At 52.1% G+C, this 21500-nt stretch carries 13 protein-coding genes and 1 pseudogene; 6 read left to right on the plus strand and 8 right to left on the minus strand.

Features of this window, described 5'->3' with window-relative positions; translation table 11 throughout:
- Positions 1–28 precede the first annotated feature (28 nt).
- Positions 29–505, plus strand: coding sequence for a hypothetical protein (locus ACTG19_RS03815; protein ID WP_139739412.1), 477 nt, complete (start codon positions 29–31; stop codon positions 503–505).
- A 404-nt stretch (positions 506–909) separates the two neighbouring features.
- Here the strand turns inward: ACTG19_RS03815 and ACTG19_RS03820 are convergent, their stop codons facing one another.
- The 8 genes from ACTG19_RS03820 to ACTG19_RS03855 form a co-directional block, all read right to left on the minus strand.
- Entirely contained in the window at positions 910–3333 is a 2424-nt protein-coding gene (locus ACTG19_RS03820) for a hypothetical protein (protein ID WP_042877930.1), read from the minus strand.
- Positions 3333–6818: a hypothetical protein gene (locus ACTG19_RS03825; protein WP_439988750.1), complete on the minus strand. Its 3486-nt coding sequence runs from the start codon at positions 6816–6818 to the stop codon at positions 3333–3335. Before ACTG19_RS03825 ends, ACTG19_RS03820 begins: the two co-directional genes overlap by 1 nt.
- A 142-nt stretch (positions 6819–6960) precedes the next feature.
- A complete protein-coding gene (locus ACTG19_RS03830; RefSeq protein ID WP_439988751.1) occupies positions 6961–7212 on the minus strand; it encodes a hypothetical protein in 252 nt (83 codons plus the stop codon).
- Positions 7213–7284: 72 nt separating this feature from the next.
- Positions 7285–8703: an IS66-like element ISAs21 family transposase gene (locus ACTG19_RS03835; RefSeq protein ID WP_004576012.1), complete on the minus strand. Its 1419-nt coding sequence runs from the start codon at positions 8701–8703 to the stop codon at positions 7285–7287.
- Positions 8704–8780: 77 nt separating this feature from the next.
- On the minus strand, positions 8781–9497 hold the full coding sequence (locus ACTG19_RS03840; protein WP_439988752.1) for a site-specific DNA-methyltransferase: 717 nt from the start codon (positions 9495–9497) through the stop codon (positions 8781–8783).
- Positions 9466–10563, minus strand: coding sequence for an ISAs1 family transposase (locus ACTG19_RS03845; protein WP_439988606.1), 1098 nt, complete (start codon positions 10561–10563; stop codon positions 9466–9468). The genes ACTG19_RS03840 and ACTG19_RS03845 overlap by 32 nt, the downstream gene beginning before the upstream one ends.
- A 535-nt stretch (positions 10564–11098) precedes the next feature.
- Complete coding sequence (locus ACTG19_RS03850; protein ID WP_113740631.1) at positions 11099–11398, minus strand: cyclic-phosphate processing receiver domain-containing protein; 300 nt, start codon at positions 11396–11398, stop codon at positions 11099–11101.
- Positions 11395–12180, minus strand: coding sequence for an SIR2 family NAD-dependent protein deacylase (locus ACTG19_RS03855; protein WP_113740630.1), 786 nt, complete (start codon positions 12178–12180; stop codon positions 11395–11397). The genes ACTG19_RS03850 and ACTG19_RS03855 overlap by 4 nt, the downstream gene beginning before the upstream one ends.
- 937 nt (positions 12181–13117) lie before the next feature.
- Here ACTG19_RS03855 and ACTG19_RS03860 point away from each other — a divergent pair.
- The 5 genes and pseudogenes from ACTG19_RS03860 to ACTG19_RS03880 all read left to right on the plus strand — a co-directional run bounded on the left by ACTG19_RS03860 (position 13118) and on the right by ACTG19_RS03880 (position 21479).
- Positions 13118–13876: a flagellar motor protein gene (locus tag ACTG19_RS03860; protein WP_042056089.1), complete on the plus strand. Its 759-nt coding sequence runs from the start codon at positions 13118–13120 to the stop codon at positions 13874–13876.
- Positions 13854–14728, plus strand: a pseudogene (locus ACTG19_RS03865) (flagellar motor protein MotB). The gene ACTG19_RS03860 and the pseudogene ACTG19_RS03865 overlap by 23 nt, the downstream one beginning before the upstream one ends.
- 162 nt (positions 14729–14890) lie before the next feature.
- Positions 14891–17029, plus strand: coding sequence for a TonB-dependent hemoglobin/transferrin/lactoferrin family receptor (locus ACTG19_RS03870; protein WP_439988753.1), 2139 nt, complete (start codon positions 14891–14893; stop codon positions 17027–17029).
- Positions 17029–19035 carry a prolyl oligopeptidase family serine peptidase gene (locus tag ACTG19_RS03875; RefSeq protein WP_439988754.1) on the plus strand — a complete coding sequence of 669 codons (2007 nt, stop codon included), beginning with the start codon at positions 17029–17031 and terminating at the stop codon, positions 19033–19035. Before ACTG19_RS03870 ends, ACTG19_RS03875 begins: the two co-directional genes overlap by 1 nt.
- Positions 19032–21479, plus strand: a complete 2448-nt coding sequence (locus ACTG19_RS03880; protein WP_439988756.1) for a proprotein convertase P-domain-containing protein — start codon at positions 19032–19034, stop codon at positions 21477–21479. The genes ACTG19_RS03875 and ACTG19_RS03880 overlap by 4 nt, the downstream gene beginning before the upstream one ends.
- Positions 21480–21500 lie beyond the last annotated feature (21 nt).

A 21500-nucleotide genomic window follows, 5' to 3' on the forward strand; every position in this document is an offset into this window, starting at 1 on the left:
AATCTTCGTTAATATATGAGGTTGTATTATGATTGAAAAAGTTAATGATGACGTCTGTGCGATTGAATCTGAGGTTATTAATAATGCACTCGTCCTTTTGATGGGGGCCTATAACCTGAATGAAAACACCTGTGCCCTTGATAAGCATGTGGTGCTCAAAAATAGTAACTATATGTATGAACTTCATGATTTTCCCCCGTTTGTCCTTGTAAATAAGGACATTGCAACGCATGTTGCAAGAGCATTAGATGATGTGTCAATTAAGACATATTATGATGATCTCGCTGATGCATTTTACAATGATGAGAATGGTAGTACTGTTACTTATGATCAAGTACATTCTGATTGGGCCCGTAGCAACATGCCTAGTTACTATATGCCAGGTGGAGACTACCAATCTGCTGAGCATTTCCTTGCAGAGATGGGGGCTGACAATGTGAATGAATCTACTATTATAGAAAATCACAAAATGGCGATAAATGTACTCTCAAGAGTAAAAGTATAGCCATTATTGATGTTGGTTCAGTCGCAAAACTAACTATTGAAAGTTAGTCTGGCTTGCTCCATCAATCTTATTGATGTGTAAGAAGTTTGAACATGATATGTATGAGGTTCAAACACCTTCACCAATAACGTGAAATGCACATCTGATGAAAGTAGCAATCTTAAAATAAGCGGGACTGAAAGCGCAGCGCGTTTGCAGTCCCTTTTTATTTGTTAGATTTGGTATAACGCCTCGATTGTTTTTACGAGGCCAAACATTGTCTATCTAGCATCGATTTTCAGTTAATTTGGCTTGATGCATTAGCCAAATTATTGTCTGCCGTTGCCATCAAGAAAAGGCATTGCCCACCACTGGTTTTCTCCCATTGTGCTCCACTTTGTTCGCACCTTCCCAACGTCGATTGCTCAACTGAGCAAAATCGCATCTCTAGAGTCGGGATTTATCTCTTTCCATCGCTTGATTAGTGTTGTCACGCAGGGGTTACCCGCAAGCTGATTCATACGAACCCAATCAACATCTAGCAAATCAGCAAGTAATCCGATGTCCAGTTCACCTTGCAAGGTGTGCCATTGTCGGATGCTTGGCTGTCTCATTAACTGAGCTTTTGGAGAGGTTAATCCACCGACAACAAAATAACCCTTTTCTTTGTCGTACCATATGCGTTGAATACCCGGTATGTTACTCATCCAGCGTTTGATGTCGTTTAAAGGCTTATCAAAGTATCGAGATAACAAGGTATCTAAACTACCGCTGATTGATGTGTCCTTTTTCTTACCTCGCCTATCTAACCAACGCTGAATAACCTCTTTTTTTACCTGATAGTAAGTCACCTTCGTTTCATTTTGTTGATGAAGCGAAACTAATTGTTCTTGCCATAATTCAACTAATTCTGGCAGTTCACTTTCAAAGCGCATTGCTGCTTTTTGGCTGGACAGAACGCCATCATCACTCAACTCTTTGACAATATTGATTAATACTTCACTATCTGGCAGCATCCAATCCATCAACGGATAAGGCCTCTGTTTCTTGGTTAAATCCGTAAGCGCATCTTCCATACCCAGTGGCAATACATTCGTTTGGTCGTAAGATGGATCTTGCATCATGATTGATACTTGTGCGTCCTTATCCTTACTCAAAACAAGCGTAATTCTTGCCGCAAAGCGTCGTTGTTTATCAACTTCCGTACCGTAGTAATCCATTACAACATTCTGACGATAACTATAGGGCCAATTCTCATTCATCAAAGTGAGCAAATCATCTACAGATGTTTCGAAATTGGCCAAGTACTCATTTGTTTTCAAAGTCATACCAGAATCAGTGGGATCGAAGGGGATCAAAACCGGTCTGTCATTTGAAACCGTAAACAAATAACCATCAGTAATGACAATGGTTGATTCGTTTAAACAGGCGTGTTGCAATGGTAAGACTTGAGAAATAGACTTATTAGAATCAATCAGTAAACGTTTGATCTCTAACTCTTTAAGAACCACTTCAAGCTTTCTAATTATAGCTTCTTTGTATGCCTTGGTGTCTAATAAGTCGTAGTTGTAGGTGTAATATCCGCCTTCAGACGCAACGTATAGCTTTATCGGATCATCGTCTCTTTTTGACTCGATTAACAACCCTTTTTCGACTGGGTCTCCCGTTACATCATGAGGATTAACGTTGATATGTTGAACTGCACACCGTCCAACTAACGACTTCGTTAGTGGATAACGATCATCTTCAATACCTTTTTCCTGATCTAGCAGAATCAAAACGCGGTCAGAACGTTCAAGCTTTATCCGTTCAAAGTCATTTGCCGCAGTTCCATCTAGTAAATTCCACGAAACATCGACGCCTTTCTGTGCAATTATAGATTTAAATAAGTCTAATATTTCTTCACAAGCAACAACGGCATTAACTCTTAGGTCTATAATCTTGATTTCACCGGATATCTCGATGCTTGGGAAAGATGACTTGGCCTTATTGGCCTTATGCTTTGTTTTCAACGTCAGTGGTTGGAGATTTAACGTTTTAGCTGAAAGTTCAAAACCATAGTCACGCGCAAAAAGGATAAACGCATCTTGCACTGGTTTTAACACCATAGGCCAACTTTGCTCAAACCTGGTTGGTGTAGAAAGATCCAGAAACGGACGCTGCTTCCGTGAATTTTTACTCTTTCCAATTTCTTTAAACAGCGTAGCTCTCGGTTTTCTTTCATGGCCAGGATACCACCTGACGAGTACCTTATTTTTGTCATAGACCCATAGAGGCTTTTTAATGCGATCTATATCATCGTCATTAGATAACGGTCTTAATGGAACATTGGTATAGAACAGAGCAATTTCAGTGGTATTACCATCATTTAACTGCTGAGTTCTACAATCTAGACTAATCGCATTTACACCGCCAGCCCAGCTATCTACTTTCAATAACGGACAACCTAAACTGTAAGCGCCTTTACAATGACCGCCAAAAGCCCGTAATGATCGCATCATCAGTCGAATCCACACAGGATTTAACACCGGTGAATATTCAACTCGAACTGGATTAATAGGTTGCAACTCAGCGTCTACAATAGATGGAGGACTATCACTTGAACTTTGTAAAGCGACATAGAGACCAAACTGATTACCATTTTTTTTCATTAAATAGGCAAACTGCCGGCTGTCTAGTTCAGCATCAATACGTTCTTCCCAGGCTTTCTTCTCTTTCCACTGATAGTTGTTATTGAGAAGTGGATAGTGATAAACCACAAATTTGTTGGCTTTATCTGCATCAACCTCGCTATTTAAATAAACTAAATGAGACAGCGGCAACTTCCTCAAATCTTTATTATTATCCATTAACTTTGCTCCCTTATACGCTGCCAAACTATTTTAGAAAACCACTTAAAGCCAGACGTCATTTGATACCCATCGCTCACTAGACAGCCTGGTAAAAACAGGATTGAGGCATTCTCAACTTTTACTGGCTCCAACATTTCAGAGAAGCCAGATAAAGAACAATCTTCACCAGTTAATAGATTCGCGATAACCAAAATGGCATTTTCACCACGGATCTGGCGTATCTTTTCCAACTTTTTAATTAACCCAAAAGGAGAAAAATCAGGATGTTTGCCAGAAGCACACCATTGATCAAAGCCTTCATCAGACTGTTCTAGAGCGGCTATAGACCAAAATTTAGCATCAACAAAAACATCCGCGTTTGCTATCTCAAAATCATATAATTCAAACAGCTCATGGTTATAAACATCTTGTTTAGTAAAAAGCTGCTTATCACTAAGCAATGCGCGAATGCCTTCTTCTCCAATACGTCCTTGTAAAATTCGCTGAATAACGACTGGATGAAATGCAAATTGCTCTTCAATGTCATTAGCAGAAGGATGAAATGAAGTTCGAAAACCTTTGCGATTAAACCAATTCGAGATGGCCGGTTGTCGCTTAACTACTTCATAGAGCGCCTGGGGATTATATTTAATCAATCCGGCTGCTCGCTTCGCAAAGAACTGCCAACTTTTCGGGTCATACCATATTTCACCAGTAGCCTTTGACTCTTCCGGTCTTTCAAAACATGCCCAACGACACAAAGGCTCATTTATGCCGAAAGTATTTTTCTGAGGTTTCCATTGAAGATCATGCTGTAATACAGCTCGGCCTAGTTCATACCAAAGCCCTGAAATTTCTTCAATACAACCCTTACCTTGTCGTGCATCTCGGATAGCAGAAACCAACTTGTTATCAATAATATCTACTGCACCAGAGCCATCCTGGGATCGCGTTCTCAACAGCTCAAGAAAGTTAGAAACCGAAGCGTTTTCTGAGTAAACAAGATCATCAATAAGCTGATTGTTAAGGTTTGAAACCCAATTTCGGTTGTTAGTAAAAACTGTTAGTTGGCCGTAATTACGAAGATGACCTGCTACATCATCGCTCAAATGAATCGCTACATGAGGCACATATGCCCAAGCACGTTCAATACGACCAACTTGCTGCTGAACATCAGCGGCAAGATTCTTAACGTAGTCATTTGTCCCTTTATAAAGCTTGTTTAGCTCCTGGATTTTAGAGACTGAGTTATTCATCAATGGCATAATGAATTGCCGTTGCTGTTTACGTGAAAACTCTGAGCGCCTGACTAATTTTTCTAAGTTTCTGAGTTGAAAGCCAGCATGAGACATTTCATCATCAGCATCATTACTATCCCATGGTGAAAAGTAAAAGTGCTTACTTTCAATAATAAAAAGCGACGTCAGATCCATCCTTCCTTGAGAGTTAGGCAAGGAGTAATCCAAATTAATACCATTGGTTGCGGATGCGGTTTGTGTCATTACAACGACAATACGACCAGAGTCGAACGCCGCTTGATATGCGTGCTCAAATCCCTCTTTCTTTTGTGCCTCTGCATTTAGTAAGCAAATCATCATAGGCTTACCGTTGACAGTTAAAGGAATAAATACATCGTCAAAAGAAGACAATACTCCGGCCGTTGGTCGCTCCATTTCAAGCCAATCAGCGCTAATTCTGCTGTTTTCTGCGGTATCACTAATCAACCACTTCCTCAGGTATTTAACTGAGTTAACAAAGGCCAAATGCCCTTTATGTTGTGGCTCATTCGATGCTAAACGTAGAACATGTAGTAATTTAAACAGCACAGACTGCCGGTATGCATACTTGTAGTCTGAGTTCTCAGCCTCAAAAAATACTGCATTTAAATGCAGTTTTGCCTCCTGAAAAACTGGAGAATTGATTGCATCATCAAAGTCGTGGATCGCGGTTTTCAGTGCCGAGCGACGCTTTTCCGATTTGTCTTTAACCAATGAGCGGATCACAGCCATTTGTAGCTGCCTATCCTCGCCAGTTTGTAAATATGGAATCGGCTTCTTAAACCAATCTTCGGGGCGCGGCTCAAAACTATCACCCAAAAAACTCTCGTTACATTGTGGATTGCGGGCCTGTGCAACGTAACGCAAAGCGCTTTCAATCCAGCGTATATCAAAATGGCCAATTGCCCTCTCGATATAAGAGGTTGCGGATAACGCAAAAACGAGATTCCGACTAGATAGCGAAACCATTAACCCTTCAGGTGTTGTCGGCAATAGTGCTCGTTTAATCTTGATCCTCAGTGGGTCAATATCTGCTTCGGCTTCATCAGTGGTTAACAGCCAGGTTGTCAGGCCAAACATATTCGTTTGAGTATTTGGCAATAGGTTTGATTTACTCAGCGCCTCTAACTCAGCTAAGCTTGTACGGGGTAAGGAGAATAGTGATAAACTAGGTAAAGCTGTGCTGTAGTATGATGGTCGATAGTCATTAGCGGGGTCGAAAAGTAATCGGTTTAACCTAACAAGATACTCATAGGCTTCGGACTCATCGGTCGCAAACTGTGACAACAATAAACTGAAGCGTCTGATATATTTCTCCATCACCCGCAAAAAATCACCGACATCAACCGATACATCATCGCTTTCACCATGACTTTTCACTTCAAAGCCATAGGGTTTTTGCTGTAACTGCAAAGGTTCACTGGTCACTAAGTGATCTGAGCGAAACAAATATTTCTTTTCGAACGGAGCACCTGATTCATACTGCTTTAAAGGGATTACCAGCGCCCTAGACTGATTGAGATCGACACCTTTACTCGTTAGATCCTCCTCTAAGTCGGCAATAAGCTGTTTAAGCTCACTGTAAAGCTCAGGTATAGGTTCGGCAGTAACAAACTGCATTCGCGCTAATAAGCGCTTACCCCCTTCAAGTAATTGACCAATACACTCTGGCGGTTCTTGCACCATTTGAGACTGTGCGAGTAATGTTTGTAAAATGTCAGCTTGGTAATCAAATTCATCAACAAATACCACCTTACCGGCCAGTTGCCCGCTCGACATCCTGACTTTCTGTTTACCGTCGTAAAATGAAGCAAACATTTTTTGTGTCGTTAACACCAGCAAATGTTGCTTATCATCGTGCCAGGCAATAGCAGGAAAAATTCTGCGCACCCATTTATTTTCTCTGAATAAGCGAAGCTTTTCTTTTGCTTGCCTCGTGAGTTCATGCGTCTTGCCATAGTGCTTACTGGAATATTTCACTGCCTTCTCTAAGGATGACATACCACCAAGTAGCGAGCGCTCGACAAACCCACACAGTTTTCTTAGTTCCTGCTCTTCTCGTTCGAGTAAGACGCCCATCGAATCAGGACTTTTCTTTTTGTACTCAACATTACGGGCAATGGCTGAAACGTTGTGGCAAGCACGGACGAGAGCCTCTTTATCAGCATTAGAACGAAACACTCCTAAACCATGGATATCCTCAATAGCCTTATAAGGATCGGGCAAGTCAGATTTTTGAACACCTTGTTCATGTGGCAGTGCCCGTTGAGAAACGGCACTGACAACAGTTTCATCCTGAGCATAAAGAATACTAACGAGTAGTGGGTTACCTGAGCTATCTTTTGCACTCGTTGCACTTTCATAAATGTCATGCAGGATTCCAGCGATGGGTGACCAATATGGCCTGCAACCCTTTTGATTTTATAAATTCAAGGCTCGCTGGAATTTTCCCGCCTGGGCTACGATAAAGAGAACTACTTTTGCCACCGCCTGTTGGACCTTGTAACTGGCAAAAGCCAGCAATAGCATTTTCGTTCTTTGCATTAACCGATAGAGCAAGTGCCTGTTCAATCGTATGCGCAATGATTTGATTATAAGAAGTCGGTATTGGCTGACTCATCTAAATCCTCGTTAACTTGATAATCCTTTGGAGTTTCGCCCCTTTTTTAGAAGGAGCGACAAGGGTAACCGTTCACCGGGACGGTGTTGACAGCACCAACTCCTCCGGGAACGGGTAGTCGGTTTTCTCGATGCAGGACCTGACAACTGCCCTCAGCCACTCCTGCGGGCAGCGGCCCAATCGCTTGGCCGTCTCCACCAACGATAGGATACGCTGCCTGAACTGCTCGCCTCGATGCGACCAGACGCCATAGCTTCCCTTGCGCCACAGCACATAGCCACGCAGCGCCCGCTCCGCTTCATTGTTGGTCAGCGCTATCTCGTCGTTTTCCATAAAACGCCATAGCATCTCATCGTCCTTGAGCAGTAACTGGCAGCGCCCACGGTAGCGCTTGGAACACAGTACACTGCCCCGCTCCAGCTGCCTTCGCCAGCTTTGCCGACATCGCTGCAACCTTCGCTGGTACTGCTCCCGGCTTAAGCAGCCTTGTTCATAGCCATGCCGGGTTCTGAACACCGTGTCAGCCAGCAGTACCAGCCGGGCTCCGATAGGCTGGTTGACGGCGTCGCTACTCTCGGCAATCGCCGCCACGTTGCGCAGCACATGCGCCCAGCACAGTTGGCGCTGGGCGCTGTCGATGAAGCGGTATCCCGCATACTGGTCGGTCACCAGCACCCCATCAAGCTCACTGCCCAGCAACCGCTTCGCTGCCTCCTGACCGCGGCCAAACGCCGTCATGAAGCAGACCGCGACCTTGCTCAGGGCCAGCCACATCCAGCGTCGCTCACCGCCCCGCTGGTGCCGGGTTTCATCGGCATGGATGATGGCGGCAGACTGCACTTGCTGTTTGATGGCTTGGTGGGTCGGGGTGAGCATGGCGCTGACCCGGCCTTGCGCTTCACTGATGGCGCCTCGGCTAAAGCTCAAACCGAAGTGCTGCTTGAGCTGCTGCTGTATCTTGCTGATGCTCTGGTGGAACTGACCACTCTGCAAAGCGATATAGCTCAGCAGATTAGCCCCCATCTGGCTGTGGCTCACCGTATCGGGCAGGGCTGCTTCACTGGTGGTGACGCACCCACGGCAGGTGCCCCGATACAGCTGATGCTCTGTCACCACATAGCTGACCTCGGGCAGGTCAAACACCTGATGAACCCGGTAGGGCTTGTCATGGGACACCACCTGCTCACCACAGCAGGCGCACTGCCGGGCAGGATAGTGTGGTATTGCCGTCAGTCGGTCGTCCTCAGGATGACGTTCACGCCGCTGCCCCTTGTGGCCAGGCTGGGCACCACGAGCCTTGCCGGAAGCGGGGCGCTTGCGCGCAGGCGGGGTCCCCGAGCCATCAGTGGAGGGGGGCTTGGAGGAGTTATTGCTGTTTTGGTTGAGGCGGTCTTCAAGCTCGGCGATGCGCGCCATCAGCTTGTAAATCAGCTCGTTGGCTTGCTCGAGGGTCAGCGGCAGGCCGGGTGGTGGCGTAATGGGTTTGCTCATGACGTGATGGTGCCAAGCTGGCGGGATCAGGCAAGGGGCAACAGTGGATCAAGGGATGATCGTCTCACTTTTTCCTGTCAATGCCATCTGGGTGAACAGTTACTCACGACCCTCCCAGAAGGAAGAACAACTTCATATCGGTATTTTTCCCGACGTTCACTATCCTCAGTTCGAACATCTAATGGGTATGTTCTCCAAGGACCATTGGGATCATTGTCAGAATTTGTGTAGCGCCCAACCTGCTCTTCATTTTTAGCAAGATAATTCCAGCCATGCTCGGTAAAAGATGAAGTCTTTGAATAGATCAGCACATAATCATGATCGGTACTTATGACTCTCCCATTACTTTTAGGTGTATAGGTTTTTTCCCAAGCACAACAAGCAACAAAATTTTCCTCACCAAATATTTCATCAAAAAGCATCCTTGCTCGATGTATCTCGTTATCATCAAGAGTCATCCAGATACTTCCTTCATCTGCCAATAACTCTCTCAAAAGAGTTAATCTAGGCCACATCATACATAACCACTTGTCATGACGCTCCATGTCCTCTTTATCTACAGGGTTAGCAGATTTTTTAAGCCACTCTTGCATTAGTGGTGAACGCACATTGTCGTTATAACACCAGCCTTCATTACCGGTGTTGTAAGGAGGGTCGATAAAAATGCAGTCTACTTTACCGGCATGAGTCGGCAGTAACGCCTTGAGGGCTTCGAGGTTATCGCCATGGATGATCAGGGCGGGAGCGCACTTTGCTTGATTTTCAACCAAAGAATAACTGTGCCCGATAATCATCGTCCCAGCCCGCTCTTTTCAACTTGTTTCGCTGGCTTGGCGCGCCACATTGACTCTGAGTGAGAATGTTCATCACGAATCGTCGAAACAGGGCCATATTCTCCACGGCATCCTCCATGGCTATCCGGGACGCATCCTCACCAAACACCACGTCCAGAATGTAGTGCTGACTGTTTTCTATCCGCCAATGCTGCCGGATATAGTGACCCAGCAGCTTATGTTTGTGAGACAGTGAACTGACATAGTAGGACGTATCCACCGTGCCTTTCCCGTTGATAGTCCGGTGCCGTTCAACGGCGATAATGCTGCGAATCGTCGGCCATTTTGCGGCCAGCTCAGGCGGTAACTTGGCCTTCAACTGAAACACATAGCGCGCTTCTTCCCGGCCATGGCCGCACTCTTTGTGCTCGACCACGACCTTCTCTTTTCCCGCATCGAACAGCGCCTGAAATTGGGACTGCACCGCCTGACGCAGCAAGGGCTGATTGTGTTTCACCTGCACCACCACATGGGCATTTTTCTCACTGATTTTCTCCAGTGTCTCGCGCTGGCAATGCAGTGCATCCAGGGTGACTACCGCCCCTTTCAAGTTGAGGACATCCAGCATCGCCTTGACGGTGCCGAGTTCGCCACGCTTGGAGGGGGTGACTTTTTGGCTAAGCACCAGCCCATTTTCGGTGTCATAAGCGGTGACGAGTTGCAGCGCCTGCTTGGCATCATTGCGATAGGCCCCGCGCAACACTTTGCCATCGAATGCGATGAGGGGCTTGCCGCTGTGGGTGCGGCGCTCATTGACCCAACCGAGTAAGGCTTCGAGCAAGGACTCGACGACGATGGTCCGTAGGATGCGAGCGATGGTATGACGACGCGGAATGCCATGAGTAAAGGGGCGATATAAGCGCAACCAATCGACTTTCGACTCGCCGAAGGTCTGGATATCACGCCAGCCCTCAGCTCCGGCCATGATGGCGCTGATGACGAGGAACATCACGTCCACCAAATCATGCTTGCGGTTGATATCTGAACGGGTTTCTTCAACGAGAGTGAGATGTTCAATGAGTGTCATGGCTTGAGCTCCTCTGGACTAGGGGAGCGATTAGATCACAGACGATCTGCCAGTTCAAAGTTTGTTAACAAAGTGCGATCCCGCCCTGCATGGTCCACCACCTGGATTTATACCAAAGAATGCGACAGGATACTGAGGGGATAGCATGTTCTCATACCTACAGAAAAGCAGGTCCCACCCCATATCATTCTTTAAGTTATCATATTTGTTTTGGATGAACGCAAACAGACTCTCTTTACACAAGAAATTGATATCCGTACTCATACATTGTCCATTACATCGTTAAAGTGGAAGTTGGATTGTCATTCTGAATTAAATAAAAGTCAACAAGATAGCGTTTTTACCATTTATGTCTTAAAAGGAAAATTTCATTACTCGTACTTGTCTACTTTAGAAGCCTTTTTTTTTTTCAGGGGGGTGACGTTTAACTGTTGAAACTTCATTGCAGATATCAATTCTTCCCCAATTTCCAGAGGGCTTTATACATAGTGACATGATTTACTATCTCTGGAGTTTAGTCACAGCCTTGGACTTGTCATGTTGACTTCGCTAAAAAGTCATTTATGGCCATAATGCCCAGTTCCATTTTTATTCTTGCGGAGACATTTGCTGAATGAATATGAATTTTGGGAGGGATGAAGTGATTTGTCATTACCTCATTTTCTATCCAGAGAATCACGTCGTATCCGGTTCCTCTATCATCATCACCGAGGTCATGATCAAGACTAATTTCAGTCACCATCTCTGTTTTTAGCCATGCAATCGCCTCGTCCGGCCAAAAGACACGAATCCACCCTACCGGAGTTTTTCTTTCATCGTCCAGATACAATTTCATACCATTTTTTCCAGGTTCAGTTCCAATACGTGAGCAATCCCGCAATTGGCCCCATCCACAATCAGCTCACCGGGAAACGGTAGTCTGGATGACAAGCCAAGATCGGGATCGATGTAGTAGACACATGCGCCAGGGTTGATGTTTTGTAACAAAGAACTCGCAGGCTCAACAAGTAAACTGGTGCCGACAACTACTACGATATCAGCCTCGCAGAGCCAGCGACGAGCTTGTTGATACTCATAAATCTTTTCACCAAACAGCACGATATCTGGGCGTAATTGTGAGCCAGTGGATGGGCTGCGATCACCGACCTTCACATCTTCATGCCAGGGCTGGCGATATTTTTTGCTACGGAAACCGATGGGGACCAAAAACTGGATTGAACCATGCAGATGAAGGACTTCACGGCTACCTGCTCTCTCATGTAAGTCATCAATATTTTGGGTGATGACCCTAACAGTACATTTTTGTTGTAGCAGGGCTATCAGATAATGCACCTGTGAGGGGGCGGCTTCTAACATGGTTTGACGCCGTTTATTGTGAAAGGCCAAGAAGCCAGCCAAATCCGTACTCATGCTACTAGCGTGGGAATAGCGCCAGTTCTCATGATTACGCCAAATACCTTCACTTCTAAACGTGGGCACACCGCTTTCCGCTGATAAGCCCGCCCCGGTAAAGAAGAGGATTGTGGGATGGTAGTGTTGGCCATTTACCGAGGCTTGTGCTCTTTTTTCTCTGTGACGGCGCTGATGTCTTCGTGCTCGGGAAGAGATTGGTTGCATACGACCACCTTTTGTTAAGGTGTGACCGGCCCACCCGATTGATTTGTTACTGAACCAGGGGGTTGGGATCACACCTCATGACTATGTTCCTACTCACCTCGTTGAGGTAAGAATGAGGGGGAGTGGCAGTTACCAGCTGAGCTCAAACAAGCTGCGACTAATGGATGTTATTGCACTGGCAGACCTGGCACTTTGTTTACTGAAGGGTTCGCTATGCATGAAAAACCAGTAGCGATACTCCTGAGCAAAATGATCACATGCCTGCAAGAGTGGCTCTCGGTAATCGCGTCTTATGCGCTCCGTTATGGCCTGCTGTTCATCCAGATACAGAGCTTTGAGGCCAAAGCAATGTTGTCGGACACACCAGTCGACAGCACACAATGCGGTTAACTGGTTGTATCGCCTAAACGGTCGGATTGAACTAATCAGATATAACAGTTCAGCCCCTCTGGCAAAGATACAGGGATAGGCCTCCTCCCTTATTTGATTTTGCTGGACCCGCATGATGGTCCAGTCCAGGATTTGCAACATACCCTGGGTGGTTATAGTGGGTTTTTGATCAATGGCACGACTGACGAAACGATGGATTTGCAGGACTGTTCTTGTTGAAATCATGGTTGCTTACTCACACAGTATTTAGCGCAAAGCACACTCGTGTAAGGAAGATTTAGAAGCCTTGAGTTAATGCTGGGGACGATTCTGTGGCGAGGTGAAGCAACTTACCCATGATACAGATTTGAAGAGGATGGCGGAGATCAGATCACCGCCCCCTTGGTTATTTCCCTTCAAGCTTCATCGATTTGCTCCTCTTCAACATACCTCCCTTTGCGGACGTTACCCAGCGCCCATTAATTGCTCAGCGATTGGATATCATTTTGAAAAACTGATACTTAAGTAGCTACACTAGCGATTATCAACATGCAGGGATGTGTAAAAAATGAGCTTGATTGGCTTGGTACTGGCGTTGATCGCCATCCTTGGCGGCAACATGATCGAGGGTGGTCATCCCAGCGCACTGCTCGATCTGCCCGCATTTCTTATCGTGATCGGCGGTACCATAGGTGCTGCGCTGACCCAGTTCCCCTTCTCCGTCGTCGGCAGCACCATGAAGCGTTTCAAATGGCTGCTCTCCCCCCTCAAGCTCGACATGCATGAACAGGCCCAGTTACTGGAGACCCTGGCAGGCAACGCCCGCCGCAGCGGCATGCTGGCGCTGGAAGGGATGATCGACGAGATCAAGGATCCCTTCCTGAAGAAAGGGGTGCAGATGATGGTTGATGGTTACGAGAAAACCAAGATACACGAGGTGCTGGAGAACGAGATCGAATTTGAACAGGAAGATCTCGAACAGACGGTCAAATTCTATGAAGCCATGGGCGGCTACTGCCCGACCATGGGGATCGTCGGGGCGGTATTTGGCCTGATCCACGCCATGGGTCTGCTAGATGCCCCCGACAAGCTGGGCGGCGCCATCGCGGTGGCCTTTATCGCTACCATCTACGGGGTATCCGCCGCCAACCTGATCTTCTTGCCGTTCGGCAACCGCTACAAGGGGTTTGCCCACCAGATCCGCCACTACAAGGAGATGACCCTGACCGGCATTCTCTGCATCGTTGATGGCGAATCCCAAGCGCGCCTGCAAGTTACCCTCGAACCTTATCTGGGAGGTCACGGTGGCCAAAAAGAAAAAGGCTGAAGCACCGGAGAACCATGAACGCTGGCTGGTCTCCTATGCCGACTTCATGACCCTGCTGTTCGCCCTGTTTGTGGTGCTCTACTCCTTTGCCATGGCCAAGCAGTCCGAAACCCGGGTGCTTATCCAGGGCTTTATCGAGTCGCTGGGTAAAATCGGCCTCATCTCCCCGCCTGCTGGCTCACCCTTGATGCAGGGGGAACAGGGATTCTCGAGCCGGAATCGAAGACCACGCCGAGCAGCCCGAAAGAAGAGACTGTACTGGAAAAAGATGCCCCCATGGCGGCATCGGACCCCTTCAACGAGACCATAGGTGCCTCGGAAAAACCGAGCGCCACCGAAGCCTGGCCCCACAAGACCCGGGAGCAGGAGTGGGTGCAGGTGACCAAGCAGAAGCTTGAGCAGCAACTCAAGGCCCAGATTGAATCGAAGGATCTCGAGGTCGAGCAACTCGGCAGTCAACTGGTGATCCGCATCGGCGAGAAGGCGCTGTTTCCCGCCGATTCGGCGTTCCTGCAGCCCCAGTTCATCCCGCTGGTCAACAAGATCGCCGGCATTTTGGCCAACATCCCGGGGCAGGTAGTGGTCACCGGTCATACCGACAACTCCCAAGCACCGGTGGAGCTCTATCGCAACAACTGGGAGCTCTCGGTGCTGCGGGCCTCTTCCATAGTGCAGACCATGCTGACCAACCCCCAGCTGGATGCCAGACGAGTCATCGCTCAGGGTGTTGCCGACACCCAACCCCGCTTTGCCAATGACACCCCCGAACATCGCCAGGCGAACCGCCGGGTCGATATCACCCTCTCCCAAGGCAAGGCCGCAGAAGAGTCGCTGCAACTGCTCAAGCCCTGATCCCCCCGCTCCCGCCTCGCGCGGGAGCCTCTTTTTAAAAACAAATAACTCAACAATATCAACACCATAAGATCTTAATGATAATGATTGCCATTTATTGTCAAGTGGTCAGGCCTCTGCAATAATGCCGCCCTTCAGGCTTAAATAAAAACAATTATCATTATGAACAAACTGCTTCAGGCATGGCCGGCACTCCTGTGTGCCTCCGCTGGCGCGGCCTATCTTCCCCCTGTGGAGAAGGCGCGCAGCGACGACACCATCATTGTCACCGGGCAACGGGTACAACAGAAACTCTCCGATGTTTCCGGCTCCATCACCGTCATCACCCAGGAAGAGCTGGACCGTCAGGTCGCCAGCGAGCTGACCCATGTGTTTCGCAAGATCCCCGGTGTCTCGGTCACCGGCTCTGCCGGGCGACCGCAAAACATCAGCGTGCGCGGCATCGGTGGCAACCGTATCCTGCTGATCAAGGATGGAGTGCGCGTCAGCGACGGCTTTGGCGCCGACAACATCAATGACAAGGTGGGTCGCTTCAACTTCGACCTTGATGACATCAAGCAGATTGAGGTGGCCAAGGGGGCCGGCTCCTCCCTGCATGGCTCCGATGCCATCGGCGGCACAGTGGTGATGAATACCAAGCAGCCGGAAGATTATCTGCAACAGCAAGATAGCTATCTGGCGGCCAAAACCCTCTACGGTGGCGACAGCAACAAGAAGAAGCTCAGCATGACCGGCGCGGTGCGGGCACTGGAGAGCGAACATCTGTTGCGCCTCTCCGGCTGGCGTGGCAACGAAACCGCCAACTTTGAGGAGAACCGCATTCCGGCTGATTTGGATGGCATGAGTGCCTCCACCAGCAGCCGCCTCCCCCTCAATGCCCATCACGCTCTGCGGCTGGAGCTGGACTACTACGAGGATCACGCCAAACGCCAGATGGGGCCCAAAGCGGTGCCCCAACCCGATGGCAGCTGGGACGTGGTCGGTTTTCAGGAAGATGGCGATCAGCGCACCCAGGGCGGCAAGTTCAGCTGGGAAGCCAGCGATCTGGGCATGGTCGATACCCTCAACTGGAGCCTGTTTGGCAACCAGTCACGCAACGAAGCCAACCAGCGCCAGCTGCTGCGCAACGATGCCCTGAGCGGCTATCCCAGATATCGCAGCCAGCGCACCCTCTCCACGTTCGAGGAGCTGCGCCTTGGCAGTGAGCTGGAGTTGCAGAGCAAGCTGAGCACCGGCTCGCTGGATCACACCTTCAGCTACGGTGTGGAGCTGGAACAGGCCAACCACGAGCGGCCGGTCAGCAATCTGACCCTGGAAGATGGCATCACCACCCAGGGACAGAAAGCCCCCTTCAGCAAGGCCGAAACCCGCCGCGATGGCATCTGGCTGAGCGATGTGATCGATCTGGGCAACTGGCAGTTTACCCCGACCCTGCGCTTTGACCGCCAGCGCCTGCGCGCACCGGACAGTAATCTGGCCGAGAACCACAGCGACCACATCTCCCCCAGTGTGGCGGCCAGTTACCGCTTCAACGAAACATGGCGCAGCTGGCTCAGCTATGCCAACGGCTTCCGCGCCCCCGCTTACGATCAGGTTTACGGCAACATTCCTCACTACTTTGCCATGCCGCCGTTCGAGATCATTGCCAACCCCAACCTCAAGGAGGAGACCAGCCACAGCCTGGAGTGGGGAGTGAATGGCCAAAGCGACAACTGGAGCGTCAAACCGGCCGTTTTCTACAACCGCTACTACAACTTCATCGACTGGCGCCAGACCGGTTTTCGCCTCGATGACGGTGTCTTCCTGCGCCAATATCGCAACGTTGCCAAAGCAGAAACCTGGGGCGCCGAGCTGCCCGCCAGCCTCTGGCTGAGCGACGAGTGGGAGCTTTCGACCAATCTGGCCTGGATGGATGGCAAGGATCACCGCGGTGAGCCGCTGCGCACGCAGACACCGCTGGAAGGCAACACCACCCTGCGCTGGCAACAGCTCGACTGGGGGGTTGAGCTCAGTGGCAACTATGCCGCCGCCATGACCAAGGTGCCACAGTGCGCCAATGCGCAGACTGGCTACAACGGTGCCTGCCAGAGCAGCGCAGGCTGGTTCAGTCTGGATCTCACCGGCGACTGGCAGATCACCGAGGCGCTCAAGGTCAATGCCACCATCGGCAACCTGCTCGATACCCGCTACGTCCGCTATCAGGATGTGGCCGGACTTCCGGCTGGCAGCGATACCTCCCTCTACAGCCAGAGCGGCCACTACCTGTCAGCCAGCCTCAGTTACCGTTTCGTGGGGATGTGATGAAACATCATGCAATCATGGCGGCCCTGTTGGCCGTCCCGTTGGCGTGGGCGCAAGAGGCCCTGCCACCCCCGATCCCGTCCCAGCCACACCTGATTTCAGGCAATCCCGTACGCCAGGATCCCTACTTCTGGTTGCGGGACGAGAGCCGCAGCAACCCGGCCATTCTCGCCCTGCTCAAGCAGCAAAATCGCTGGAGCGAGCAGCAACTCGCCGCGCAGCAGCCGCTGGAGGCAACCTTGCGCGCCGAGTTTGCCCGTCATCCGGCGGGGGAATCTGTGCCAGAGAACTGGCTTGTCCGCGGCGATCAGGCATGGCTGCTGCGCCCGGATGGCTCACTCTGGCAACGCTACGGGGGCAAGGTGCAGCAACGGCTTCCCGCCAGAGCGGGTGAGGGCTATTACGAAGCGGGCGGCTGGGCCCTGAGCCCGGATAACCGCACGCTGGCCATCGCCGAAGACAGGCGCGGCGATCTCGACTATCAGGTCACCCTGCTCGATCTCCAGAGCGGCAAGGTGCTGTCCAGTTTGGCGCAGCGCAGCGCTGATCTCGCCTGGTCACAAGATGGTCGCACCCTCTACACTATCGTCAACGAGCGCTACACCCTGCGCCCCTGGCAGCTGCGCGGCTGGCAGGATGGCCAGGAGCAGACTCTCTATGAGGAGCAGGATCCCGCCTGGCTGCTCAGCCTCTATCGCACCACGGATGGCCAGCATCTGGTGTTGCAGGGCAACAACCACGACAGCTCGGAGCAGTACCTGCTCGACTCGGGCAAGCCGCAGCAGATCAAACCCCGCCAGCGCGGGGTGGAATACTATCTGGACAGCCAATCCGGCTGGGTGATCAAGAGCAACCGGGAGGGCGCATTTGCCCTCTATTCAGCCAACACGCCGCTCGATGAGTGGCAGCGTCTGTGGCCCGCCAAAGGGGAAGATCTCGGCGATCCCGACAAGTGGCGGCTGTTTGATCGCCATCTGGTGGTGCAGTTTCGCCAGCAGGGGGAGGATTGGCTCGCACTGCTCGACCGCAACGGCCATGAACGCCAGCGCCTGCCGCTGGCCAGTGGCGCCGGTACCGGCTGGCTGCAAGGAGAACATGACCCGGCCAGCGACCGTATTCTGGTGCGCAGTCAGGGCTTGAGCCAGCCCCCCGGCCAGCGCTGGCTGGATTTGAACAGCGGCCAGTGGATCAACGACCAGCACACCGGTGACGACAAGGGATTGCCCTATCAGAGCGAGCGGCGCTGGGTCACCTCCGACGATGGCACCCGGGTGCCTGTCTCGCTGGTATGGCGCAAGGATCTGGCCCCTCGCGCCGTACTGCTCTACGGCTATGGCGCCTATGGCACGCCGATGCGCCCCTACTACCAGAAAGAGCTGTTAAGCCTGCTGGATCGGGGCTTTGTCTACGCCATCGCCCATGTGCGCGGCGGCGGCATGCTGGGGGAGCAGTGGACCCGCGACGGACGGGGCATCCACAAGCAGAACGGCATCAGCGACTTTATCGCAGCCGGTCACGCCCTGCGCCACTGGTCGCCCGACTCTGCTCCCCTGCCCCTGTTTGCCATGGGGGGCAGCGCGGGGGGCACGCTGGTTGCTGCGGCCCTCAACCAGCAACCGACACTCTTTAGCGGCGCCGTGTTGCAGGTTCCCTTCGTCGATATGCTCGGCACCATGAGCGATCCTGCCCTCCCCTTGACCCGTCAGGAGTATCAGGAGTGGGGCAATCCGGCCAAGCCCGCAGAGTATCAGGCGATGCGCCGCATCAGCCCCTACGACAACCTGCACCGCGCCCCCTACCCGCCCCTGCTGGTCACTACCGCCCTGCACGACAGCCAGGTGCCCTACTGGGAGCCGGTCAAGTGGCTGGCCCGCCTGCGGGAGCACAGCACGGGCTCCGGCCCCTACCTGCTGCTGACCGAACTGGAGGGAGGCCACCGCGCCGGTGGTGGCGATCGGGCTCGTGAATTTGCCTTCTTGTTGCATCTGGCGGGGATCAATCAATGACCCTGCCGCTGATTGGGAGTACCACTATGAAACCCCTGTTGCCCGCCCTCTTGCTGGGGCTGGCTGGCTTTGCCACCGAGGCCGCCGAACTGCGTTTTGTCGAACAGGACGCCCCGGCCGATCCCCGCCTCTGGCTCGAACAGCAGCTCGGCATCACCCTGAGTGATGCCCCGGCCTATCAGCGCCAAGGCAAGCTGGGCCACTATCTGCATTATCGTCAGCAGCTCAATGGCGCACCGATCGCCGGCCTGATGGCCGCCGTCAGTCTCGATGAGCAGGGTCGCCCGTGGCGCCTTTATCACAATACCCGACTGATGCAGGCACAGGCGACGCCATGTGATGAAGCAAGCCGCGCCGGGGTGGATGCCTATACCGCCACGCTGGATGGTACAGTGTGGCAATTCGCCGGCAGTGACGAAGCCCAGCCGTGGTACTGGCAGGATGGCGACACACTGACTGCGGCCTGGCGCCTGCTGGCGGTGGAAAGCCAGCCGGGCAACAGCAAAAGCAGCCACTGGCAACTGTTTGTCACCTGCGATGGCAACGCCCTGCTGGGGCGCACGCTGCAAGAGGCCAACAGCCGTGCCGAAGCGGCACCGCTGGCAGGGGAAACGGCCACGGTGCAGGCCCGCATCTTTGCCCTCGACCCACGCACTCAGCTGCAAGATGGCAATTTGCTGTGGCGCCACGATCTGGTGCTGGACAACGGGGCCTATCGCACCGTGCCGCTCACGGTACAAAAGGTGGATGACACCTACCAGCTGAGTGGCCCTCGCGCCCGGGTTGTGGATGGTACGGCGCCGGAAACTGCCCCCTTTAGCAGCCCTGATGCCGATGGCTTCCAGCTGGATCACCAGCAGCCCGCCTTCCTCGATATCAATGGCTACTACCATCTGGATCTGGCCCAGCGCCATGTGGAATCCCTGGGCTACCCAACACTGATGGGCGGCCCCCTGGCCATCGATACCGATGCCGGGGAGCAGGACAACTCTCTCTATGACCCCTTCCTGCGCCGGTTGGAGATTGGCCGGATAGGGGTGCCCGACGCGGAAGATCCCATGGTGATCTGGCACGAATTTGGCCATGCGGTGCAGCACCATATCCTGCCCGACATGGGAGACGAGGGTGACTGGGGCGCCATCGGCGAGGGCTTTAGCGACTATCTGGCCGCCAGCTGGCGCCAGCGTAGTCCAGAGGCTCGCCAGTTCGAGCCTTTCATGGTCTTCAACTGGGATGCCAGGATCAGCGGCCGGACGCCCCGTCAGCTCGATGATCTGCGGGCGCGCTATCATCCAGGCTTCCTCTATCCGGCTCACCTCACCATCAACGGCAGCAACGGCGACCAGCTGTGGGGCACCCCGCTCTTCACCGCGCTGCGCCAGGCTGTTGAACAGTATGGCGAGGTAGCCCGTGACGAGTTCGATACCCTGCTGATTGAATCCCACTTCGGCCTCGGCCCGCAGGTGCGGATGCCCCAGTTGGCGCGGGTCACCGTGGATACCGCCAACCGCCTCTATCCGGATCGCAGTTATGGCAAGCTGCTGGAGCAGGCCTTCCGCCACCACGCCCTGCTGCCCACGCCCATCGCGGCCCGCCTTGCCGATGACAGCTACCTGTTGCCCGGGGAGAAAAAGAGCCTCGCCATCGAATTGACCAACCAGAGCGGCCGCCCCCTGACCGTGGCTGACGCCAGCCTGCTCCCGACCAAGGGGCTCATGGGTGATGGTCACTGGCAAGGAGAGCTCAACGCCGATGGCACCGCCCGCTGGACCCTGCCGCTGGAAGCGGCGAGCAACCTGACCTGTGGCGAGGCAGTCACCTTGCCGCTGCAGTTCCAGCTCACCCTGCCCAGCCCCACCGAGCGCCAGACCCGTCTTGACCTGCAACTGCCGATCGGTGAACCGCTCTGGCAGCGGGCCATCGGCCAGGGTGGCCAGATCAAGGATGCGGTGAGCGATGAACGGCACGGCCTGTCCCGCTTCACTCTCACCCTGCCCGAGAGCAAGGCCCGTATCGACAGCGGATTCGTGGTCGCCCTCGATCTGGAGCACAGCAAACTGGAGCAGCTGGAGATCTGGCTCACCTCCCCTTACGGCACCCGGATCAGCCTGTGGAACAAGGGTTACGCCAGCCATACCCGGCTCAAGGGGGAGTTCCCCCGTGAACTGGTACCGTTCGAATCACTCGATAAGCTGCACGGTGAACCGCTTGCTGGCCGCTGGCTGCTGGAGATCAACGACACCAGCGCCGGTGACACCGGTCAGTTGCGCAACTGGCGGGTAGCCCAGCAAGTCGGCGCCCGCTGCGACAAGGATGAAGCCCTGCCCAACACCGGCATCATTCCCCTTGAGCAGGATGAAGGGGGTGGCGGCACGACTTCCCCCCTGCTGCTGTTGCTGGCCCTCTGGCCCCGCCTCTGGCACCGGAGCACCCCGCGCCGTTGAATCCTGTACCACGGGGGTTAC

Origin of the sequence: Aeromonas sp. 3P (assembly GCF_051919745.1) — a bacterium.
GTDB classification, from domain to species: domain Bacteria; phylum Pseudomonadota; class Gammaproteobacteria; order Enterobacterales; family Aeromonadaceae; genus Aeromonas; species Aeromonas veronii.